The sequence below is a fragment of the Desulfovibrio faecalis genome (assembly GCF_053570625.1).
Genome location: NZ_JBRBQR010000001.1, coordinates 2,349,079 through 2,370,172 on the forward strand (window position 1 = coordinate 2,349,079; position 21,094 = coordinate 2,370,172).

The 21,094-nt window shown below is 56.5% G+C and carries 20 protein-coding genes, 1 tRNA gene and 1 other RNA gene; 13 read left to right on the forward strand and 9 right to left on the reverse strand.

Annotation, left to right across the window (positions count from 1 at the left end):
* The first annotated feature begins 14 nt into the window (after positions 1-14).
* From ACUZ79_RS10315 to ACUZ79_RS10325, 3 genes are all read left to right on the forward strand, one after another.
* Positions 15-1,040, forward strand: a complete 1,026-nt coding sequence (locus ACUZ79_RS10315) for a TerC family protein (protein WP_449251541.1) — start codon at positions 15-17, stop codon at positions 1,038-1,040.
* Between the two features lie 33 nt (positions 1,041-1,073).
* Positions 1,074-2,309 carry an ISL3 family transposase gene (locus ACUZ79_RS10320; protein ID WP_096152604.1) on the forward strand — a complete coding sequence of 412 codons (1,236 nt, stop codon included), beginning with the start codon at positions 1,074-1,076 and terminating at the stop codon, positions 2,307-2,309.
* Positions 2,310-2,437: 128 nt separating this feature from the next.
* The gene (locus ACUZ79_RS10325; protein ID WP_449250312.1) at positions 2,438-3,628 is read left to right on the forward strand and encodes an IS256 family transposase; all 1,191 of its coding nucleotides are present in this window, start codon (positions 2,438-2,440) and stop codon (positions 3,626-3,628) included.
* A 308-nt stretch (positions 3,629-3,936) separates the two neighbouring features.
* On the opposite strand, the gene ACUZ79_RS10330 is transcribed toward ACUZ79_RS10325, so the two are convergent.
* From ACUZ79_RS10330 to ACUZ79_RS10370, 9 genes are all read right to left on the reverse strand, one after another.
* Positions 3,937-4,013: transfer RNA gene (locus tag ACUZ79_RS10330), tRNA-Arg, on the reverse strand.
* Positions 4,014-4,092: 79 nt separating this feature from the next.
* A complete protein-coding gene (locus tag ACUZ79_RS10335; RefSeq protein ID WP_449251542.1) occupies positions 4,093-4,569 on the reverse strand; it encodes a hypothetical protein in 477 nt (158 codons plus the stop codon).
* Positions 4,570-4,767: 198 nt separating this feature from the next.
* Positions 4,768-5,226: a PTS sugar transporter subunit IIB gene (locus ACUZ79_RS10340; protein WP_192111661.1), complete on the reverse strand. Its 459-nt coding sequence runs from the start codon at positions 5,224-5,226 to the stop codon at positions 4,768-4,770.
* Position 5,227: 1 nt separating this feature from the next.
* The gene (locus tag ACUZ79_RS10345) at positions 5,228-5,671 is read right to left on the reverse strand and encodes a PTS sugar transporter subunit IIA (RefSeq protein ID WP_022657414.1); all 444 of its coding nucleotides are present in this window, start codon (positions 5,669-5,671) and stop codon (positions 5,228-5,230) included.
* 33 nt (positions 5,672-5,704) lie between these two features.
* Positions 5,705-6,655 carry an RNase adapter RapZ gene (rapZ, locus tag ACUZ79_RS10350; RefSeq protein WP_449251543.1) on the reverse strand — a complete coding sequence of 317 codons (951 nt, stop codon included), beginning with the start codon at positions 6,653-6,655 and terminating at the stop codon, positions 5,705-5,707.
* A 185-nt stretch (positions 6,656-6,840) separates the two neighbouring features.
* On the reverse strand, positions 6,841-7,380 hold the full coding sequence (gene hpf, locus ACUZ79_RS10355) for a ribosome hibernation-promoting factor, HPF/YfiA family (RefSeq protein ID WP_240825685.1): 540 nt from the start codon (positions 7,378-7,380) through the stop codon (positions 6,841-6,843).
* A 36-nt stretch (positions 7,381-7,416) separates the two neighbouring features.
* Positions 7,417-8,841 (reverse strand): RNA polymerase factor sigma-54, encoded by a 1,425-nt coding sequence (rpoN, locus tag ACUZ79_RS10360; RefSeq protein ID WP_449251544.1) that lies wholly within the window; start codon positions 8,839-8,841, stop codon positions 7,417-7,419.
* 76 nt (positions 8,842-8,917) lie between these two features.
* Entirely contained in the window at positions 8,918-9,109 is a 192-nt protein-coding gene (locus tag ACUZ79_RS10365; RefSeq protein ID WP_240825682.1) for a hypothetical protein, read from the reverse strand.
* 27 nt (positions 9,110-9,136) lie between these two features.
* Positions 9,137-10,780, reverse strand: a complete 1,644-nt coding sequence (locus tag ACUZ79_RS10370; RefSeq protein WP_192111658.1) for a CTP synthase — start codon at positions 10,778-10,780, stop codon at positions 9,137-9,139.
* A 274-nt stretch (positions 10,781-11,054) separates the two neighbouring features.
* On the opposite strand from ACUZ79_RS10370, the gene ACUZ79_RS10375 reads away from it, so the two are divergent.
* The 10 genes from ACUZ79_RS10375 (at position 11,055) to ACUZ79_RS10420 (ending at position 21,093) form a co-directional block, all read left to right on the forward strand.
* A complete protein-coding gene (locus ACUZ79_RS10375; RefSeq protein ID WP_227118514.1) occupies positions 11,055-11,864 on the forward strand; it encodes a phosphoribosylformylglycinamidine synthase subunit PurQ in 810 nt (269 codons plus the stop codon).
* A 366-nt stretch (positions 11,865-12,230) separates the two neighbouring features.
* Positions 12,231-13,022 (forward strand): Nif3-like dinuclear metal center hexameric protein, encoded by a 792-nt coding sequence (locus ACUZ79_RS10380; protein WP_449251545.1) that lies wholly within the window; start codon positions 12,231-12,233, stop codon positions 13,020-13,022.
* Positions 13,023-13,041: 19 nt separating this feature from the next.
* Positions 13,042-13,818: a zinc ribbon domain-containing protein gene (locus tag ACUZ79_RS10385; protein WP_449251546.1), complete on the forward strand. Its 777-nt coding sequence runs from the start codon at positions 13,042-13,044 to the stop codon at positions 13,816-13,818.
* Positions 13,819-13,876: 58 nt separating this feature from the next.
* Positions 13,877-14,239, forward strand: an RNA gene (rnpB, locus tag ACUZ79_RS10390) — RNase P RNA component class A.
* A 17-nt stretch (positions 14,240-14,256) separates the two neighbouring features.
* A complete protein-coding gene (gene ispD / locus ACUZ79_RS10395; RefSeq protein ID WP_449251547.1) occupies positions 14,257-15,468 on the forward strand; it encodes a 2-C-methyl-D-erythritol 4-phosphate cytidylyltransferase in 1,212 nt (403 codons plus the stop codon).
* A 48-nt stretch (positions 15,469-15,516) separates the two neighbouring features.
* Positions 15,517-17,274: a long-chain-fatty-acid--CoA ligase gene (locus tag ACUZ79_RS10400; RefSeq protein WP_240825674.1), complete on the forward strand. Its 1,758-nt coding sequence runs from the start codon at positions 15,517-15,519 to the stop codon at positions 17,272-17,274.
* On the forward strand, positions 17,274-17,756 hold the full coding sequence (gene dtd, locus ACUZ79_RS10405) for a D-aminoacyl-tRNA deacylase (RefSeq protein WP_449251548.1): 483 nt from the start codon (positions 17,274-17,276) through the stop codon (positions 17,754-17,756). Before ACUZ79_RS10400 ends, dtd begins: the two co-directional genes overlap by 1 nt.
* A gap of 33 nt (positions 17,757-17,789) precedes the next feature.
* A complete protein-coding gene (locus ACUZ79_RS10410; RefSeq protein ID WP_240825671.1) occupies positions 17,790-18,143 on the forward strand; it encodes an STAS domain-containing protein in 354 nt (117 codons plus the stop codon).
* Between the two features lie 41 nt (positions 18,144-18,184).
* Positions 18,185-19,318 carry a FapA family protein gene (locus ACUZ79_RS10415; protein ID WP_449251549.1) on the forward strand — a complete coding sequence of 378 codons (1,134 nt, stop codon included), beginning with the start codon at positions 18,185-18,187 and terminating at the stop codon, positions 19,316-19,318.
* Positions 19,315-21,093, forward strand: coding sequence for a CgeB family protein (locus ACUZ79_RS10420; RefSeq protein WP_449251550.1), 1,779 nt, complete (start codon positions 19,315-19,317; stop codon positions 21,091-21,093). The genes ACUZ79_RS10415 and ACUZ79_RS10420 overlap by 4 nt, the downstream gene beginning before the upstream one ends.
* The last annotated feature ends 1 nt before the right edge of the window (position 21,094 follow it).

Consider the following 21,094-nt stretch of genomic DNA (forward strand, 5'->3'; position numbering starts at 1 on the left):
GCTCTGGAGGAGTTATGAGCTCTACCATAATGTGGGTTGGCTTTAACGCATTTGTTGCATTACTTCTTGCTTTCGACCTTGGATTTTTGCATAAAAAATCTAAAGCTCCAACTGTTTCTGAAGCGTTGTGGATGAGCCTTTTATATTTTTTTCTAGCTCTTGTTTTTTGTGGTGGAATTTTTTGGAGTCTTGGGGATCAAAAAGGCCTCGAATTTTTAACAGGATACCTTATTGAAAAAAGCCTTAGTATTGATAATATATTCGTATTTATATTAGTATTTTCCCATTTTTCAGTGCCTCAGCAATTTCAGTATCGCATTCTATTTTGGGGAATTTTGGGGGCACTTGTAATGCGCGCCGGATTGATTTTTGCTGGCGTTTCAATCCTTAACGCTTTTCACTGGGTAATTTATATTTTTGGCGGCTTTTTAGCTGTCACTGGCGTTAAGATGCTTCTTGCAGCCAATAGCACACCTGACATTGAAGGTGGTATTGTTGCACGAGTATTCAGGAGAGTATTTCCTGTTACAGACGATTTTGAAGGCAGCAGGTTTATAGTACGACGCAACGGGAAACTTTATGCAACCCCGCTTCTTATGGTATTAGTAGTAATAGAACTTGCTGATCTTGTTTTTGCTTTGGATTCAATCCCCGCAATTTTTGCCGTTTCTCAGGATCCCTTTATAGTTTATACTTCAAACGTTTTTGCAATACTTGGTTTACGCGCCTTATACTTTGCACTGGCGGGCATAATCCATCGCTTCAAATATTTGAAGTATGGCTTGTCGCTGGTTTTGGTTTTCATTGGTACAAAGATGATACTCAACGCGTGGTTTGAGGCCAAAATAATTCCAACTGAGATGGCTTTAATAATAACCGCAGCCATAATTGCTAGTTCAATTGGTATTTCAGTCATTAAAACACGCAAGGCTAGCTCAGAGGAAACCAAGGAAGCTTACTCTGGGTGGATTCCTGGCACACCATCGATCAAAGCAATCCGAGATAAAAAGGATGGGCTCTTCCGGGTTTTCCGTGGGTAGCTGATCTGCTAATGTCCTTCCCGGAGGGCACCAATGAAGGATACGGACCTATATTTTCGGATTCTCGGGCTGACCGAGCCCTGGTTTGTTGAGGCTGTTGAACTGGACACGGCGGAAGGTCGGGTAGACATCCGCGTGGAGCATGGTCCTGGTGTTCGCTGGTTTTGCCCTACTTGTGGTCGAGAGCTGGCTTGCCGCGACCATGCCGAGCCTCGTGTCTGGCGCCATCTGGACACGTGCCAGTTCAAGACGTTCCTGCATGCTCGGATTCCCCGAGTGGACTGCCCCGAGCATGGCGTCCTTCAGGTCAACGTGCCTTGGGCCGAGTCCAAGGCACGTTTCACCATATTGATGGAGCGATTGATCATCGACGTGCTGACCGAGTGCGCCACCGTAACAGGAGCGCGGCGCATCCTGCGCATCACCTGGGACGAAGCATGGGGTGTCATGGAAAGGGCGGTGCGCCGGGGCCGGGAGCGCAAGCAATCGAATCCCTCGCGGTATCTTGGCGTTGACGAGAAGGCATTCCGCAAGGGGCACGACTATGTGACCGTGGTTTGTGATCTGATCGGCAGCACGGTGGAGTATGTGGCCGACGAGCGTAAGGCCGAAAGCCTTGAGGGGTACTACCTTCAGTTCACCAAGGCGCAGTTGGAGCGGATCAAGGCCGTGGCCATGGACATGTGGGAGCCCTATTTTAAAGCTACGCTCAAACATGTGCCGGACGCGGCGGGGAAAATCGTTCACGATCGGTTCCACGTCATGAAACACGTAGGCGAGGCTGTGGACCGGGTACGCAAGCAAGAGCACCGCGAACTCACAAGTCAGGATGACCATCGACTCAAGGGCACGAAATTCCTCTGGCTATACCGGGAGGAGAATCTGCCGGACAAACACCGGCCAGCCCTGGAGGCCTTGAAGACAGCGAACCTCAAGGTGGCCAAGGCCTGGGCCATGAAGGAAAGCCTGAACGACGTCTGGAAGTACCTGAGCACGGGATGGGCCAGACGTTTTGTGAAGCGATGGCTGGTCTGGGTGAACAGGTCAGATCTTGCCCCAATGCGCAAAGTGGGCGGACTGATTCAGAGACATCTTGAGAACATCCTGACCTTCTGCCGCCACAGGATCACCAACGGCGTGGCCGAGGGCCTCAACAGCAAGATCATGGCCATCAAGAGGAAGGCTTGCGGTTATAGGAACCGGGAGCATTTCAAGACAGCCATCTACTTCTTCTGTGGCGGTCTAAACCTCTACCCGGCCAGTTCCTGACAGGGGTTACCCACGGAAAACCGATAACGTACGGTATTTTTCGCACATTTAAAAAATGGAAGTAGCCCGCCAAGTTGGTTATGTTTTGGTGAACCACCATCAAAACACTCCATCAAGGAAGGCTACAGATGAAAATTATCAGTGAGCGTGAGAAAAGGAAAGTTCCGGTTATTGAGGTTGATGAGCAAGAATTGCGGTCGCATGTGTCCGAGGTAGTGCGCCAGAGCGTTGAGGAAACACTAAACGGCCTACTTGATGCAGAAGCGGATGCTTTATGCCAGGCCAGGCGTTATGAACGTAATGCGCAACGTGCCAGCACCCGAGCAGGTCACTATGAACGGGATTTGCAGACCAAAGCCGGAACGGTTCAGCTTAAGGTCCCCAAGCTGCGGCATGTACCGTTTGAAACCGCGATAATCGAGCGGTATCGTCGTCGTGAAAGTTCCGTGGAAGAAGCGCTGGTGGAAATGTATCTGGCGGGCGTCTCCGTACGTCGTGTGGAAGACATCACAGAAGCGCTGTGGGGCAGCCGTGTCAGTCCAAGTACCATAAGTGACTTGAATCAGAAAATTTTTGAACGTGTAGAAGAATGGCGCAATCGTCCGCTTGAACCAAGGTACCCTTATGTTTTCGTGGACGGCATCTGGCTGAAGCGCTCCTGGGGCGGGGAAGTGCAGAACGTGTCTGTTCTTGTGGCTATCGGTGTGAATACAAGCGGTTTTCGTGAAATTCTTGGTGTAGCTGAAGGCTCCCGAGAGGACAGCGAGAGCTGGCGGCAATTCCTGCGCTATTTGCGCGAGCGCGGTCTTGAGCGGGTCGACCTGATGATATCAGACAAAAGTCTTGGGTTTCTGGATGCGCTTGGAGAATTTTATCCCGATGCGAAATGGCAACGTTGCGTGGTGCACTTCTACCGTAACGTATTGCACGCAACGCCTCGCGGCAAAGCCAAGGAGGTCGCCTTGATGCTCAAGGCTATCCACGCGCAAGAAGACAAAGAAGCCGCCCGCCAGAAAGCGATTGAGGTGGTGAAAAAACTCCAGGCATTACGCCTTGATAAAGCAGCCAGGATTTTGGAATCCGGATGCGATGAAACACTTTCCTATTATGCCTTTCCCTCAACGCATTGGCGGCATATCCGGACAAATAACCCGCTTGAACGCCTGAATCGGGAAATCCGCCGACGGACACGTGTGGTAGGCAGCTTTCCGGATGGTCATGCAGCGCTCATGCTGGTATCGGCTCGCCTGCGGTATATGGCGGGTCAAAAGTGGGGAACACAACGGTACATGAATATGAAGCAAGAAGTGTTGATATAGAACCGGAGCCGTCACGCCCCTTGCAGCCGCGATATCTTTGTGGGGTATCGCTCGCAAGGCTCCGCGCCGGCTCCTCAAGACACCGCCAAAACTCACACTGACTGACAGCTACAAAATGTGCGAAAAATTCTGGACACTACCGGAAAACCCGGAAGAACCAAAGGATGAAAAGAGCACCTAACACACAAAAAAACGACTACCGGTGCAGCACAGGATTCTTAACACAGATGGGGGTGCCGCCGATAATTCGGGGGATATTTAAGAAAAAATGGTCACACGGAAATTCCGTGTGACCATTTTAAAATTGCTGGTGCGCCCGACAGGAATCGAACCTGTGGCCTACAACTTAGGAGGTTGTCGCTCTATCCAACTGAGCTACGAGCGCAATCCGGATTTTGTAGTAATTCTTTATGGTCATGTCAAGCTGGGCATGGCGCAGATGCTCTTACAGCCCAACTCCCCGGCTAGTTGCCGCCCCAAATGAGCAGTGCCAGCGCGCCCAGCGTGCCCACAAGCACGGCGTAGGCCTGACGCGTGCGCAACGACAGCACCGCCCCAAGCAGGGCCGCCACATACAGGGCCGACCACGTCACCGCCCGCAGGGCCGGTATGGCGTGATGTGCCGACAGCACCGCCAGCAGCATATAAATCAGCCCAAAGCACGCAACATACAACGCCGCCTGCCACAAGGCGCGGCACAGCCCGGCCCGCAGAATAACGCGCCCCGGCGATACTCCCCCGCTGCCGCTCCCCCACGCCACCACGGCATCCACCATCGGGTTCAGGCTGATGCGCTGGCGCTGTTCACACCAGCTCGCCGTGTAGGCCGCCATCATTGCAAGTATGAGCGGCAACAGCGCCATACCGGGCTGATCCAGCCCAAACTGTCTGCACAGGGGAAATACCAGCAGAAAGCTCAGGCTGCCATACGGCGGCACCACGCTGCCAAGCTCCAGAGCGTCAAGCCAGAGCAGTTCGATGATTATGCCAAGGGGGAGTGCCAGCGACCAGTCGCCGGTAAAAAAGCCCGCGAACAGGGCCAGACAGATGGGACGGTCTACAAGGCCAACGATGCAGGTTGAACGCGCAGCGCCAGCCAGGGCAAAAAAAAAGCGTAGGGAGCCCCAGCAGCGAATACATCAGAAAAGTTGGTCATTGGGGCCTCGAACTGTCTCTGTGGGAACGCAGCGAAAATCAAGCTGCACAAGATGATCCTGTATAACGTGCAGGTCTTCCCTGTCCTGTGCGGAAAGGGCCACATGGGGCAGCACCTGTAGCTTGTCCGGCGCGTAGTGCAGGTTGCCCATGTTCAGCACCTGCATGAGGATACCCGCGTCACAGGCGCGCCGCGCATCCTGACAATTGGCAAACAGCACAAAACAGTCATCGCCGCATGAATTGAGCGTGGCCGCCAGTTCCTTTACGCTGATGAAGTGGGTCATCACGCGCTGCGGCACTGCCAGTTCAATTATCTGCTGCCGCATTATGTCGTCTGCAAGTTCGTCGTTGGCTACCACCAGATGTCGCGCCCCTGTGTAGGGTAACCAGGCTTCGATGACCTGGCCGTGAACCAGGCGATTGTCCACGCGAAACCACATACTAGCTATCGGCTTTGTCACGGGCTTTGTTGCGCAGCATGCTGCCCGCAACCACAATACCTTTTGCCCCTGCCTCGCCAGCGATGCGGGCCACTTCTTCAAGCTCCTTGTCGCGCGAGGTAAACACCTTGAGCAGCATGGGCAGGTTCACGCCGGTAACAACCTCGACCTTGTGGGTTGCCAGCAGCGAAAGAGCAAGATTGGTGGGCGTGCCGCCAAACATATCGGTAAGAATAATGACGCCCGCGCCCTTGTCGAGCCGCTGGGTTGCGTCCGTAAGGCGGCGAACGGTTTCGGAAACCTCGTGCGCCACGTCAACACTGATGGAGCTGCAATCGCTCTGCTGCCCGAGTATGAATTCGGCGGTGCGCAGCATGGCCGAACCATAGTCGGCATGCGAAACCAGAATGATTCCAACCTGAGTCTTCTTGTTTTCGTCCGTCATGACAACCTCACGCAACAGAACGTGCCAGCTTTTTTAGCCAAGTTCAAGGTGCCGATGCTCCAGAAAAGCCGGATAATCAGCCTGCCGCAGCGCCTGTAAAATTTCTTCGGCCATTGCCACCGAGCGGTGGCGGCCGCCGGTACAGCCCACGGTCACGGTTATGCGGTAGCGGCCTTCGGCCTCCATGAGCGGCAGCATAAAAAACAGCAGATCAACCAGCTTGTCGCGGTATTCGCGGGCATGGGGCGAATTGAACACATAGTCGGCAACGGGTTTGTCCTTGCCGCTCATGGGCCGCAGCTCTTCCACAAAATAGGGATTTGCCAGAAAACGCAGGTCAAAAACCAGATCAGCCTCACGCGGCACACCATATTTGAAACCGAAAGAAATCACGTTGACCCTGATGGCCCGCAGCTTGCCCTTGTTGCCGCTCCAGCGCTTCTGAATGGCGCGCCTCAGGTCGTGGATGGAGAAACGCGAGGTGTCGATGACCAGATCAGCCATTTCACGCAGGGGGCGCAGACTGCTGCGCTCTGCCAGCAGCGCCGCCTCAAGGCCCATGCCCTCGCGCTCCAGCGGATGCGGGCGGCGGGTCGAAGCATAGCGGCGAATGAGTTCCTGATTGTTGGCCTCAAGAAAAAGCAGCATGGGGCGGATGTTTTTGCCCGCGAGCATGCTCAGGCAATCGTTGATATCTTCCACAAAATTGCTCTGGCGCAGATCCATACCCAGAGCAATACCCTTGAAGTGGCTCATGGAGGGGCGCGACATCATGTCCACCATTTCCATGACAAGGCTCACGGGCAGCCCATCGACCACAAAATGACCCATGTCTTCAAAAACCTTGAGCGCTGTGCTTTTGCCAGCGCCTGAAAGGCCCGTGACAATGCACACCTGCACATCCACGCCGGGAACGGGCGCGTCCGCATCAGGCTGTGCGGCAAGGGTGGAATCTGTGGCGGGTATCTGCGCGGAATCCTTCATGACATTCGCCTCTTCGGGGTCAGATCGCCGTTTGCAGCCGGGGTTGTACGCCACAGGCTTCTGACGGACGTTGCCAAATCCGCGCCGCGCTCAAGCCCAGGTGAGGGCCATTGCGCGGCAACCGGCAGGGGGTGCACCTGAGACGGGGGCGAGCCGTTGCCAGCCCGCCCCCTCATTATGAACGATTACAACACGGGGTCAATGAGGGCATAGCCGTTCACCTTGGTGCGGTATACCACATTGATGCGGTTGTTTTCTGCATTAAAGAACACCAGAAACTCGCTGCCGATGGAATCAAGCTGCATGAGCGCTTCATCCAGATGCAGGGGCTTGGTGGCGAGGCGGTCGGTGCCGTCAACGGGCTGCTGCACGTCGGCTTCGGCATCGAGGTTGTAGGTAAACACGTCCACATCCGTATTGCGGGCGTGCCGCCGCTGGGCCTTTACGCGGGCCACCTGGCGCTTGATCTGCGATTCAACCTTGTCTGTCACAAGGTCAATGGCGGCGTACATGTCCGAAGTCTGCTCCGTGGCGTTGATGTGCAGGCCTTCGCCCGTAACGGTCACTTCGCAGCGATGACGGAACTTGTCGACTGTCAGCACAACGACAACTTCAAGGCCAGAGGCCTTGCCAAAAAACCGTCCCAGCTTTTCCATGCGGCGACGGGCATACTTCTTCAGATGTTCGGAGGCTTCAAAGTTCTTGAAAGCAAATGAGATGTTCATAAGTTCCTCCTAAGTATTGAGCCACTCGACGGGGAATCAGAAATGCTCCTTGCGCCTTGACGAAGATGGAATATCAAGCGCCGTGCGGTATTTTGCCACCGTGCGCCGCGCAATATTGACCTTGAGACGCTCCTTGAGCATTTCGCCGATACGCTCATCGCTGAGGGGGGATCGGGTATCTTCCTCAGAGATGAATTTCTTGATCAGAGCCTTGACGCTTTCTGAGCCTACCTGGCTTCCGTCATCGAGTTCAAGGCCGCTGTTAAAGAAAAACTTCAATTCAAAGATGCCGTGGGGCGTTGCCACATACTTGTTGGTGGTAATGCGGCTCACCGTTGATTCGTGCATGCTGATGTCGTCAGCAATATCCTTGAGAATGAGCGGCGCGAGCTTGGTCACGCCGTCCTCAAAAAATGGCTGCTGGTGGCGCACAATGCTTTCCATAACCTTATAAAGCGTGCGCTGGCGCTGATACAGGCTCTTGATAAGCCATGAGGCGGAGCGGATCTTTTCTGCGCAGTAGTCCTTTTCCTTCTCAGAGCCGCCAATGTTCATCTGGCTCATGGCCGAAAGCTGCAACTGGGGCAGGCCGTCATCATTGAGCAAAATCACAAATTCGTCGCCCATCTTGTACACAAATACATCGGGGCTTACGTAGGTTGGCTCGCCGCCGCCAAAACTTGCGCCGGGCAATGGGTCAAGGCTCTGGATGATATCCAGATACTCCTTGAGCTCTTCCATATCGAGCTTGAACTTGCGCAGCAGGGGCTTGTAGCGCTTGGCCTCGAGGTCTTCGAGGTGCGATTCTACCAGCTCCACGAGGATTGGGTCGCGGGCGTAATTGAGGCTCTTGATCTGCACCATCAGGCATTCGCGCGCATCGCGCGCGGCAACGCCGATGGGATCAAAAAGCTGCACCCTCTCAAGCACGGGCAGCACGGCCTCGGGCGCGACCTGGGCCATTTCGGCCACTTCTTCAATGCTGGCTTGCAGGTACCCGGCGGAGGAGAGGTTGCCGATAATGACCTCGCCAATGGCCTTCTGCTCTTCTGTCAGCGACGAAAGGCGCAACTGCCAGAAAAGATGCCCCTCAAGGGTGGGCTTGGCCGCATATCGGGCTTCAAGAGGCGAAATTTCTTCGGCAAGTTCAAACTCGCGCGACTGCGATAGGCGGGGGGTGCTGGCAAACTCACCGAGGTAATCTTCCCAGTCGGCGTCCTTGGCCAGTTCCCTGTCGTACACTTCCTCCTTTGGGGCTTCGCGGCTTTCCTCGTGCTGCTCCTGGGAGGCATCGTCCGTAAGTGAAGATTCTTCGAGAAAGGGGTTTTCAAGCAGTTCCTGCTGCACAGTTTCCAGAAGTTCCACGCGTGAGAGTTGCAACAGCTTGATTGCCTGCTGCAATTGCGGGGTCATTACCAGTTGCTGTGACAGCTTAAGTTGCTGCCGTAGTTCCAGTGCCATGTGTGCTCTTTTGCATTAACTAGCCATAGGACTATAGACTTATCTGTTTACAAGTACTGTGCCACATCTGCAAAAATTATGCAATAGCTAACAGTTGCAAGATCAGGTTCGCGGTATCGCCAACCAGCAGCAAGGGCTGCCAGCGCCAAAAATCCAGATTTGGCGCAGCATTTGCGCCATTGAAAATAATCTGCGCACCAAAAAAGGGGAAGGCAATGCCCTCCCCTTTTTGCGCGATTTTGCGATACCCAAGCTTGGTGAAAATCAAAAAGCCTCGCTGCGTTAGAGCCGCAAATTACACCTTGGCGAACTTTTTCGCCGCTCCGATAAATTCGCGGAACAGCGGATGCGCGTTCATGGGCCGGGACTTGAATTCGGGATGGAACTGGCAGCCAAGGAACCAGGGGTGGTTCTTCAGCTCAATGATTTCCACAAGCGAATCGTCAGGGGCGGTGCCGCTGAAAACCATGCCCTTTTCGCCCAGCATTTCCTTGAAGGCATTGTTAAATTCGTAACGATGGCGGTGACGTTCATCAACCATGCCCTTCTTATAGGCCACAAAGGCCTTGGTATCGGGCTGCACCTTGCAGGGGTAGGAGCCAAGGCGCATGGTGCCGCCCTTGTCGCTGCCCGCGTCGCGTTTTTCAACGTTCTTGGTGCGGAAGTCGAACCACTCGGTCATAAGGTAGATGACCTTGTGATCAGAAAGCGGGTTGAATTCTTCCGAGTTGGCGTCATCAAGGTTTGCCACGTGGCGGGCAAATTCGATAACCGCGCACTGCATGCCAAGGCAGATGCCGAAGAAAGGAATGTTGTTTTCACGCGCATAACGGATGGCGGCAATCTTGCCTTCCACACCGCGATATCCAAAGCCGCCGGGCACAAGAATACCATGACAGCCCTTGAAGGATTCCGCACAGTTGCTTTCGTCCACATTCTCGGAATTGACGTAGCGCAGCTCCACTTCAACGCGGTTGGCAACGCCGCCGTGAATGAGGGCTTCGTGCAGGCTCTTGTAGGCTTCCTTGAGGTCAACGTACTTGCCCACAATGGCAATGGTGACCTTGCCCTTGGGGTTGGCGCAGTCGCTCACGAGCTTTTCCCAAGCTTCAAGGTGGGCATTGCGCGCGGGCAGGCGCAGCATGATGGCTACCTTCTGGTCAAAGCCTTCCTCATAGAACTTGAGCGGCACTTCATAAATATTGTTCACGTCCACCGAAGAGAACACGGCGTCCTGATCCACATTGCAGAACAGGGCGATCTTGCGGCGCAGTTCTTCGGGGATGCTCTGCTCGCAACGGCACAGAATAATGTCGGGCTGAATGCCGATGGAGAGCAGTTCCTTGACGCTGTGCTGGGTGGGCTTGGTTTTGTGCTCGCCAGCGCTGCGAAGGTAAGGCACAAGCGTAAGGTGGATGTTCAGGCAGTTGTCGCGTCCAAGGTCGGAACGCAACTGGCGGATGGCCTCAAGAAAGGGCAGGCCTTCAATGTCGCCCACCGTGCCGCCTATTTCGATAATGGCGACATCAGGCGCGTCTTCGCCTTCGGAAAGGGAGAGCACCACGCTCTTGATTTCATCAGTAATGTGCGGGATCACCTGCACCGTGGCGCCCAGGTAATCGCCGTGACGTTCCTTGGCGATAACGTGGTTGTAAATAGCGCCGGAAGTGGTGTTGTTCTTCCGCGACATGGGCACGTTAAGGTAACGTTCGTAGTGCCCGAGATCCAGATCCGTTTCCGCGCCGTCATCGGTAACAAATACCTCGCCGTGCTGGAACGGGTTCATGGTGCCGGGGTCAACATTGATGTAAGGATCAAGCTTCTGGATGGTTACCGTAAGCCCGCGCGTTTGCAGCAGCGCGCCCAAAGACGCAGCCGCGAGGCCCTTGCCTAACGACGACAGAACGCCGCCCGTCACAAAAATGTATTTAGTTTTCATGCACTTCCACCTGTACTTGGGTATGTTGAATAGTTCAACCAAACAGTCTTAACCCAAATTGAATTTTTTGGCTAGCATTGACTAAGTAAAACAAGCTAAGTAATGTGTTATTCCCTTTTCAGCGTGCGTGCCCACCACAAGCGGCCCGCGCGCCGGTCATCTGTTATGCCCGGCGCGGGTCAGCCAAGGTTTCCAAGGCAAAAGCACGTCCGGCGCACACCGCAAGGCATGGCCGGAATTATCCGCGTTGCAAAGCCAAGGAGGCTTCCCCCGCATGGGTACGGTCAACACACTGGTCATCACCGGCTACGGTACAAATTCGCACATGGAAACAGCCCACACGGCCCGTCTGGCCGGTGCCGACAAGGCCGATGTGGTGCATTTTTCCGATCTGGTGGCGGCCAAGGTTCGCCTTGCCGACTATCACTTTTTGATTTTCCCCGGCGGGTTTCTGGATGGCGACGATCTCGGCGCGGCCCAGGCTGCGGCCATGCGCTGGCGTTACCTCAAGGACGACGCGGGCGCGGCCCTGTTGCAGAGCTTGCGCGAGTTTTTGGATGAGGGCAAGCTGATTTTGGGCATCTGCAACGGTTTCCAGCTGCTGGTCAAACTGGGAGTGCTGCCGGCCCTTGGCGGTCAGCGCTTTGAGCGCCAGGTTTCACTGGGCAACAACGATTCCGCCCGCTTTGAAGACCGCTGGGTGCATCTGCTGCCCAATGCGGCAAGCCCCTGCGTGTTCACCAAAAACCTGCCCCTGCTCTCCATGCCCGTGCGCCACGGCGAAGGCAAGCTCGTTGCCCGCGATGCGGACTGCCTGCGCCGCCTGGAGGAAGAAAACCTCATTGCCCTGCAATACGCCGACCCTGCTACGGGCAAGCCCACACAGGAATATCCGCTCAACCCCAACGGCTCCACCCTTGCCATTGCGGGTCTGACCGACCCCACGGGCCGGGTGCTGGGCCTTATGCCCCACCCCGAGGCTTTCCACCACGTGACCAACCACCCCGGCTGGACGCGCGGCGAGCTGGATGCCCCCGGTACGCTCATTTTTGTGAATGCCGTGCGCTACCTGCGCGGTCAATAGAGAGATTCAGCTGAGCCAGATGCTGACTGACATTATATAATGCTCTGCACAGTCCGGCTCACGTTGTCGCCATGATTATTTGGGGGAGGCTTTACGAAGCCTCCCCTTTCCGTATACATTTTGCGACACGGCGCGGCCTTGCTGCAAGCAGCTCCTGCGCAATGTTTATTGACAAAGCACAAGGCCTTCGATAGATTCGCTGATTCCGAAGAGCTGAACCCCCTTTGGTTTTTCCTGCGCGCACGCGTCAGACAAGGTGCGAAACAACATTGCCACAACACGTTGCACATTTTTTTACGCCGTATTCAACGAGGCGCTTTCTCTGCACCAGCAAGAAAGTGCCTTTTTTTATGGTGGGTGATATCTATGCAACCTATTGAAATTATTAAGGCGATAGAAGAAATTGCACCTCTGGCCGCTGCCGCTGGCTGGGACGTTTCGGGCCAACAGGTGGCGGCGCACAGGCAGGATGTTGCCAGGCTTGCCGTCTGCCTCGACCCAACGCCCGCATCCGTGCGTGCAGCGCTGGAAAAGGGCGCGCAATTTGTGCTCAGCCATCACCCGCTGCTGCTCAAGGCCGTGCTGCCCAACAGGCTTGACGACTACCACGAGGTGCTGCGCCTGCTGTTCCAGGCCGATGTGCCGCTGTATGCGGCCCATACCTCGCTGGATGTCAACGCTTACGGCCCGGCGGGCTGGCTGGCCCGTGCGCTTGAGCTGCGCAATCTTGCAGTGCTGGAGCCTGTGGCCCCGGCAGTGGGCAATGATCTGCCTCTGGGCTTCGGCCTTGCGGGCGATCTGCCCAAGGCCATGACAGTGGCGCAGATTGCAGGCATCGTTGCACGCAACGCCCCCCTTGCCACAGCCACAGTGAGCGGGCCGGAGCCGCAAACAATTACCCGCGTGGCCTACTGCACGGGTTCGGGTTCATCGCTGCTCGGCGCGGCGCAAGCTGCCCATGCGCAGCTTTTCATAACCGGTGATGTCAAATACCACACGGCGCTTGCCGCTGAAATCTGCCTTCTGGATGTGGGTCACCACAGCCTTGAGGAAGAAATGATGCTGCGCATGAGCCGGTTGCTGCAACAGCGCCTGCCAGAGACGGAAGTGTTTTTTGTGCCTTCCGCCTCGCCCTTCCGCCCTGTTGCCCTGTCATGATTTTATCAGGAGGACTCTCATGAGCAATGCCGTATATTTTGACCAGATCAAGCAGCTTGTTGAGTTGCAGAAGGTCGATGACGCCATCCACGCCGTCAAGCAGGACCTGAGCAGCGCCCCGAGCGAGCTTGATTCCCTTGAGCAGCGCTTTGCCGCCATCGAAACCCAGCGCAACTACATTCTGGACAAGCTTTCGCACCTTCAGGATCAGCAAAAACGCCTCTCGCTCGAGATTGATGACGACTCCGCGCGCATCAAAAAGAGCAAGAACAAGCTCATGGCAGTGGGCAATCAGCGTGAATACCACGCCATGATGCGCGAAATGGACAGCATGGAAAAGGTCAACCGTTCCCGTGAAGAAGAAAAAATGACCCTTCTTGAGGAACTGCAATACCAGAACGACGCGCTGGCCGAAATCGACCTGACCTACACCGCCATCAAGGCCGAGCTTGAAGTAAAGCGCGACGGCCTTGAAGAAAAGCTGCAAAAGGGCAACACCGCCCTTGAAGGCCTGAACGGAAAGCGTGCTTCAGCCAGCAAGAATATTCCCCAGCCCGTGTTCATGCGCTATGAATTTATCCGCAGGCGTCTTGAGCACCCCGTTATTGTTGCCGTGAAAGAAGGCATCTGCTCCGGTTGCCACATTGCCGTGCCGCCGCAGTCTTTCATTGAATTGCAGCGCGGTCAGCAGATTCTGAGCTGCCCCAACTGCCAGCGCCTCATTTTCTGGTGCGAGCACTTCTCTATTGAAGACGCCCCGCAGTGCGCTCAGAAGCCGGTGCCCCTTACCGACTAAGAATCACTTCCGGCGCGGCCTGTACCGCAAACCGCGCCGGAAACAAGATCAACAAGTGGGAGTCGGACAGACCGTCGCTGCGGGCCGCAAGGCCCGGGGAGGAAAGTCCGGGCTCCACAGGGCAGAACGCTGGGTAACACCCAGGAGGGGCGACCCTCGGACAGCGCCACAGAAAGCAAACCGCCCCGCCTCGCGGCGGGGTAAGGGTGAAACGGTGGGGTAAGAGCCCACCAGATGCCGTGGTGACGCGGCATGCTAGGCATACCCCGTTTGGAGCAAGACCAAATAGGGAAGGTGGTCGGCCCGACCATTGCCTTCCGGGTAGGTTGCTTGAGGGCGCAGGTAACTGCGCCCCTAGAGGAATGACGGTCTGGTGCGGGCAACCGCATGACAGAACCCGGCTTATCGTCCGACTCCCGCTTGTTAACAAGGTATGTAATGTCAGAAAGTTCCGGCACATTATCTGTTGCGGCAAAGCCCTGGGCCCTCATTTTGGCTGCCGGGCAGGGTACGCGCATGGCCGATGCCACTGGCGGCACGGCAAAACAGTTTTTGCCCTGGCAGGGCGCGCCGCTTTTCTGGCATGCCGCCCGCGCCATGAGCCGCAGCGCCTGTGTGGCCGGAATTGTCTTTGTTTTTCCACCCAGCCAGCTTGCCGAAGCCAGCGAACTTTTGGCCGACCTGCACAGGCGCGATGATCTCGGGCTGCCTTGGGTTACGGCCTGCGGCGGGCCTTTGCGCCAGGATTCCGTACGCCTTGGCCTGGCTGCCCTGCCCCTGCGCCCCGCCAGCGTGCTGGTGCACGATGCAGCCCGTCCCTTTCTTTCCCCGGCGCTTGTGCGCCGCGTGTGCGAGGCGCTTGCTGAGGGTGCTGCTGGCGTTATCCCCGCCATATCAGTGACCGACACCATCAAGACGGTGGAAAATGGCCGAGTGACGGCCACCCTGCCGCGCGATGGGCTCGCGGCTGTGCAGACCCCGCAGGGCTTTCAGCTTGAAGCGCTGCTCTCGGCCCACGCCCACGCGGTTGAGGCGGGGCTTGCCGTAACCGACGATGCATCGCTTCTGGAGGCGCTTGGCCTTGAAGTGCGCGTCATACAAGGCGAGGCTGCCAACGTGAAGATTACCCGCCCTGAAGATCTTGACCTGCTGCAAGACGAAAATCTCCTTCCTTCCATCCGCACGGGCATGGGCTACGATGTTCACCGCTACGGTCAGGGCCGCCCCATGCGCCTTGGCGGCGTGAGCATTCCCAACGCGCCCGAAGTCCTGGCCCACTCTGACGGCGATGTGCTTCTGCATGCCCTGTCCGATGCTCTGCTCGGCTGCGCCTGCCTTGGCGACATTGGTCAGCACTTTTCAGACAAGGATCCCCGTTTTGACGGCATTTCATCCGCCATTCTGCTGCATCAGGTCCTGGACATGGTGCGCGAGGCGGGCTGTACGCCCTGTCACGTGGATATGACCATTGTGGCGCAGGCTCCCAAACTCGCGCCCTACCGTGAAGAAATCAGAAAGAACGTCGCTCGGCTCATGGGGTTGCCCGCATCCTGCGTGAACCTCAAGGCTACCACAGAGGAACATCTGGGCTTTACCGGGCGTTCCGAAGGCATCAAGGCATATGCAGTTGTGACCGCGCGGGGGCGCTGATTAGCTCCGCCTCCCCTGCCATAACGATTCGACACCATAAGGAAGGACATGAACACAGAACTCAGCAGGCCCTGGTTTGCCCACTACGACTCCTTCGTTCCGCGCACTTCCGAGGTGTGGAACAAGCCGCTCTATGCCTTGCTGGATGAGGCCGCAGACAAATATCCCAATAGACTGGCTGTCATTTTCCAGAATACGCGCATCACCTACAAGCAGTTGCGCGAGCAGGCGGAGCGTTTTGCAGGGGCGCTGCGCCGCATCGGCGTTAAGACAGGACACCGCGTTGCCCTGATGATGCCCAACATGCCGCAGACTGTGGTGGCCTTCTGGGGCATCATCAAGGCCGGGGGCGTGGTGGTCATGACCAACCCCCTGTATATGGAAAAGGAAATCATGGCCAACATGCAGGATTCGGGCGCAGAGCACATGGTGCTGCTCGATCTGCTCTGGCCCCGCGTTTCTGCCCTGCGCGACCGCCTGCCCCTGAAAAACTTCATCGTTACCGGCGCTGCGGATGCCCTTTCCTTCCCGCTCAACTGGCTCTACCGCCTCAAAAAGAGCCGCAGCGTCAAGGAACCCGTACCCTACGACGGCAAAAACATTCATGAGTGGAAGCACTTCTTCAAGGGCGCGGAGCGTTATTCCGCCCCCATTGCCGACCCACTGCGCGACCCCATCATGTTGCAGTATACTGGCGGCACAACGGGTCTGCCCAAGGGCGTTACCCTGACGCACAGCAACGTGGGCACCAACTGCCGTCAGGTGCTGGATATCATCCACGTCAAGGCGGAGGACAAGCACACCTTCATTTCCCTGCTGCCCTTCTTCCACGTGTACGGCCTCACCACAGGCCTGATTATTCCCATTGCCCTGGCGGCCACCACCCTGCCCCTGCCGCGCTATGTGCCGCAGGATGTGCTGCGCCTTATTGCCAAGTACAAGCCCACGGTCTTTCCCGGTGCCCCCTCGGTCTATATTTCGCTGCTGCAACAGAAGAATCTGGCGGAGTTTGACCTGCGCAGCATCAAAATCTGCGTTTCCGGCTCCGCGCCGCTGCCGCGCGAAATATTCCGCAAATTTCAGGAAACCACAGGCGCCGCCATTCTGGAGGGCTACGGCCTTACAGAAGCCTCGCCCATCACCCATTGCAATCCCCTTGGTCAGGAAGGGCAACGCCCTAATTCTATCGGCATGCCCGTACCCGGCACTGATGCCCGCATTGTGGATATGGAAGGCGGCTCCCTCACCCTGCCCCCCGGCAAAATGGGCGAACTCATCGTGCAGGGGCCGCAGGTCATGCATGGCTACTGGCGCAGGCCTGACGAAAGCGCCAGCGCCCTGCGCAACGGCTGGCTGTATACGGGCGACCTTGCCACCATGGACGAAGACGGTTATTTTTATATAGTTGACCGTAAAAAAGACATGGTCATTGTGGGCGGCTACAACGTGTACCCCCGCGAAGTGGACGAAGTGTTGCTGGAACACCCCAAGGTGCTTGAAGCCGTCACTGTTGGCATTACCGACGAGATGCGCGGCGAGATACTCAAAGCCTTTGTGGTGCGCCGCCCTGACGAAGAACTGACCAAGGCTGACGTCATCGCCTGGTGCCGCCAGAAACTGGCTGGCTACAAGGTGCCGCGCCTTGTGGAATTTCGCGAAGAGCTGCCCAAAACTATTGTGGGCAAGGTTCTGCGACGTGCTCTGCGCGAAGAAGAAGAGCAAAAGATGGCCAACAGAAAGAATCGGCGCGCCGCTGCCAGTGCTCCTGCCGCCAACGGCGAGGATGACCAAGTAGGCCATGCCTGATGCGGATTATTGCGCAACGAGTTAAAGAAGCTTCAGTAAGTGTTGATGGCCGTCTTGTGGCGGTCATCAACACTGGCATTATGGCCCTTGTTGCCTTTGGGCAGGAGGACGGGCCAGAATTTCGCTCCTCTCCGGCTTTTACGGGCATGGCCCGCAAGCTTGTGGGACTGCGCATCTTTCCCGGCACAGGAGAGAATGCCCATAAGTTCCACCTTTCATTGGATGAAATCGGTGGTCAGATATTATTGGTGCCGCAGTTCACCCTGTACGCCGATTGCCACAAGGGCCGCAGGCCTTCCTTTACCGATGCAGGCGACCCCGCCTGGGCCAAAGACATGTTTGCGGATTTCGTTCAAATGGTTGACGAAACTTGCGCCGTCAGCGTATCGTCAGGCATCTTCGGAGCGGACATGGATGTGCGCCTGTGCAACTGGGGCCCTGTGACCATATTTCTGGACTCTGCCAACCTGTTTTCCCGTTGAAGCGACCTGTTGCCTTACGGAGGAAATACAGCCATGTTTGAGCTGAAGGCGGAATCGCACACCAACGTCACGGTATTGCGTTTTTCTGGCAATCTTCTGCTGCCCGATGTGGCCGAGTTCAGCAAACAGCTTGAAGAGCATCTGCTGGCGCCTAATATTCGTCAGGTGGTGCTTGATCTGAGCCACGTTGAAAAAGTGGATACTTCCGGGCTGGGAGTGCTGGTAAGCGCCAGCACAAAGGGCCGGGGGCGGGGGCGCAGGCTTGTACTGCTGATGCCCGCGCCACATGTGGCCGAATTGCTGCGCAAAGCCGAGATCGAGGGGTTTTTCCCCACATTCGAGAGCGAAGATGAACTGAAAGGCTATATTCCCGATACTGCTGAATAACAATATCACGGGGTTTTGCCCTTCAGCCCGACGGATGGTGCATGGTGCAATACTATCTGAGGCATTACTTCAATCCCGATTTCGATTATCTCAATCTCAAGCCGGGTGGAGATAATGGAAAGTCCGACGTATACAGTCTGGGCTACGTCCAGAATGTCATCGCCGGACAAGTGCTTGCTGAGCTTGTCCCTCTGGACGCCGCCGGGCCCAAGGTTGACCAGCGCTTCATACTTGAAAATGAAGCCTTCCCCATGGGTGGCAACACCCGCGTAGATCCGCGCTATCCCAACTATCTGCTTGCCGCCGCCAAGGGCTATGTTTTTTACCTTAACGGCAAAATTACCGTAAAGACCCTGCTCAACGTGCGTCAGGACGTGAGCTTTCAGACTGGCAACATCTTTTTTGTGGGCGATATGGCCGTGCACGGTTCCGTGCGCGCCGGATTTTCCGTTCAGGCCAACAACGTACGCATCATGGGCATGGTTGAAGGCGGCGTTGTACGAGCCCGCCGTGATCTCATGATCGATGGCGGGGTGCGGGGCGGCGCAGGCAAGCACAGCAAGGTTGTTGCCGGCGACAAGCTCATGACCCCCTTTCTGGAAAGCGTGGACGCCCGCGCGCGCGGCAACATGGTTATTGAAAAAACCTGCCTGTACAGCACAGTATACGCTGGCAGCAACATGGTTGTACGCGACAAGCTCTACGGCGGCACAACCAATGCCTACGGCAGCGTTTATGTTGGCGGCCAGCTTGGCAACAAGGCGGCTCTGAGCACCAAGATTTATTTGGGGTACGACCCCTTGAGTATCCGCCAGCTTGAAAAAATAGACAAAATTATCGCACAGTTGTCGCAAACCATTACCCACCTCAATGCCATCGCCGGGCATCTGCAGCCGGAAACCAACGATGCGTCCCGCAAGTTGCAAGCCCTGCGGCTACAGCGCAGGCAGCTCATCAACAGACGCGACGAACTGTGGAGCAGACTGGCTCAGGACGAAAACTACATGCAGAACTGCCGTCTGCTCTGCCAGGGCACCGTATACCCCGGTGTGGAAATCTCCATCGGGCGGGCGTTTATGGTTGTTGAACAGGTATACAAGTGCACGCTGTTCCGCCTGGTGGACAACGAAATCATTGCGGAACCCATGCAGCCCTCGCAGATGAGCCCCAAATGATGAAGCAGACTGAAACGCCGCATTTTGTGGCGGTGTATTCCGATCACTCCCTACATCAAGGCCAGAACGCACAACAATCCGGGATACCAGACGATATTGAAGTCAGGCTGGGCGAGCGCATTTTTTACATGCTGCGCCCCGGCGGCGCAGAGCGTGAAACCGCAGTTGTAACAGGGCAGATGCAGGAATTGCAGCGTGATTGCCTGCCGGTTCTGCTTGGCTGTGGTCTTGGGCACGCACTGCGCCAGGTGTTGGAGTGCCTTGACGGGCCTGTGGCCGTGGTGGAAAAGGAAGCCGGGCTTCAGGCCATCACAGCCGTGCTGCAAAGCCTGCCGCCTGAACAACGTGCGCGCATTACACTCATCACCAGCCCGTGCTCTCAGGATGCCCTTACAGAGCTGACCCACTGGCAGATGCGCCACGGCGGCCTGCGTCTGCTGCCTCTGGCTCTGCCCTTTTATCTGCGCCTTGACCGCGAGTATTACGGTTCGCTGCAAAAAGATCTGCTCGCCAGCGCCAGGTTTGACTTCTGGAGCCGCGCCGCAGGGCCGCGCTTTGCCGATGCAAGCCCCCGCGTACTGCTGCTGACCAGCAAATACTTCCTCATGGGTGAAATCGAGGGCGCATGCCGCAAGCTTGGTATTGAATACAAGCTGGTTGTTATCGGCGATGAAGCCGTGGCCCGTGCGGATTTTGTGCAGCAGCTGCTGGAAGCCGTGGTTGCTTTCAGGCCAGACTGCTGCATTACGCTCAACCATATGGGCGTGGATGTAGAGGGTGTGCTTATGGACCTGCTGGCCCGTTTGCAGTTGCCCCTCGCCTCATGGTTTGTGGATAATCCCCACCTCATCATCCATCTGTATTCCCGTTGCGTCAGCCCCTGGACGACCCTGTTTACCTGGGATTCTGACAATATTTCATCCCTGCGCGCGACGGGTTTTGAGCATGTGTTCTACCTGCCTCTGGGCACAGACCCTGATCGCTTTCACCCCTCCAAGGGAGCATCCGCACCAGCCGCATGGAAGGCAGACATCTCCTTTGTGGGTAATTCCATGGTCTACAAGGTTGGCGGCAGGCTGAAAAACGGGCATTTTCCCCGCCCCCTGCTGCTTTCCTTTTACGCCGTGGCCCAGGAGTTCATGGACAGCCACCACCGCTCGGTTGCTGATTTTCTGCGCGACTGCCAGCCCGATGCTTACGCGCACTATCTGGCCCTGCCGGACAACGAAGCCAAGCTGGCCTATGAAACCGCCGTCACCTGGCAGGCCACCCGCTTGTACCGCAATGGCTGCGTGCGGCGCCTGCTGCCCCTGCGCCCGCTTATTGTGGGCGACGCAGGCTGGCAGAAGGTGGAATTTCGCCACGAACCCTTGCAGCCCCGCTATCTGGATGCCCTGAGCTATTACACGGAACTGCCCCTCTTTTACGGGCACTCGGCCATCAACTTCAACTGCACCAGCAAGCAGATGAAGGGCGCGGTCAACCAGAGGGTATTTGACGTGCCCGCCGCAGGCAGTTTTGTACTTACCGACTGGCGCGAGCAGATGGAGCAGCTTTTTGAGCCGCACGAAATCGTCTGCTACCATGAGCCGGATGAAGCCCCTGAACTGGCGCGCCACTACCTCGCCCGCCCAGCAGAACGCCGCCGCATTACGCAGGCGGCCCGACAGCGCGTGCTTGCCTGCCACACATGGCAACACAGACTGCAAACCATGCTGGAACGCATGCGCGAGGTTTACGGCACACCTGCGGCCCGTCAGGCCGTTCGGGGCTGAT

Bases quoted from the DNA above. Each gene is read 5' to 3' on its own strand.
- ACUZ79_RS10380 (WP_449251545.1), top strand. From the start codon at position 12,231: ATGCAACCTATTGAAATTATTAAGGCGATAGAAGAAATTGCACCTCTG.
- ispD (WP_449251547.1), top strand. From the start codon at position 14,257: ATGTCAGAAAGTTCCGGCACATTATCTGTTGCGGCAAAGCCCTGGGCC.
- ACUZ79_RS10370 (WP_192111658.1), bottom strand. From the start codon at position 10,780: ATGAAAACTAAATACATTTTTGTGACGGGCGGCGTTCTGTCGTCGTTA.
- ACUZ79_RS10315 (WP_449251541.1), top strand. From the start codon at position 15: ATGAGCTCTACCATAATGTGGGTTGGCTTTAACGCATTTGTTGCATTA.
- ACUZ79_RS10420 (WP_449251550.1), top strand. From the start codon at position 19,315: ATGATGAAGCAGACTGAAACGCCGCATTTTGTGGCGGTGTATTCCGAT.
- ACUZ79_RS10410 (WP_240825671.1), top strand. From the start codon at position 17,790: ATGTTTGAGCTGAAGGCGGAATCGCACACCAACGTCACGGTATTGCGT.
- ACUZ79_RS10340 (WP_192111661.1), bottom strand. From the start codon at position 5,226: ATGTGGTTTCGCGTGGACAATCGCCTGGTTCACGGCCAGGTCATCGAA.
- ACUZ79_RS10400 (WP_240825674.1), top strand. From the start codon at position 15,517: ATGAACACAGAACTCAGCAGGCCCTGGTTTGCCCACTACGACTCCTTC.
- ACUZ79_RS10325 (WP_449250312.1), top strand. From the start codon at position 2,438: ATGAAAATTATCAGTGAGCGTGAGAAAAGGAAAGTTCCGGTTATTGAG.
- ACUZ79_RS10415 (WP_449251549.1), top strand. From the start codon at position 18,185: ATGGTGCAATACTATCTGAGGCATTACTTCAATCCCGATTTCGATTAT.
- ACUZ79_RS10320 (WP_096152604.1), top strand. From the start codon at position 1,074: ATGAAGGATACGGACCTATATTTTCGGATTCTCGGGCTGACCGAGCCC.
- rpoN (WP_449251544.1), bottom strand. From the start codon at position 8,841: ATGGCACTGGAACTACGGCAGCAACTTAAGCTGTCACAGCAACTGGTA.
- dtd (WP_449251548.1), top strand. From the start codon at position 17,274: ATGCGGATTATTGCGCAACGAGTTAAAGAAGCTTCAGTAAGTGTTGAT.
- ACUZ79_RS10375 (WP_227118514.1), top strand. From the start codon at position 11,055: ATGGGTACGGTCAACACACTGGTCATCACCGGCTACGGTACAAATTCG.
- ACUZ79_RS10385 (WP_449251546.1), top strand. From the start codon at position 13,042: ATGAGCAATGCCGTATATTTTGACCAGATCAAGCAGCTTGTTGAGTTG.
- ACUZ79_RS10345 (WP_022657414.1), bottom strand. From the start codon at position 5,671: ATGACGGACGAAAACAAGAAGACTCAGGTTGGAATCATTCTGGTTTCG.
- hpf (WP_240825685.1), bottom strand. From the start codon at position 7,380: ATGAACATCTCATTTGCTTTCAAGAACTTTGAAGCCTCCGAACATCTG.
- rapZ (WP_449251543.1), bottom strand. From the start codon at position 6,655: ATGAAGGATTCCGCGCAGATACCCGCCACAGATTCCACCCTTGCCGCA.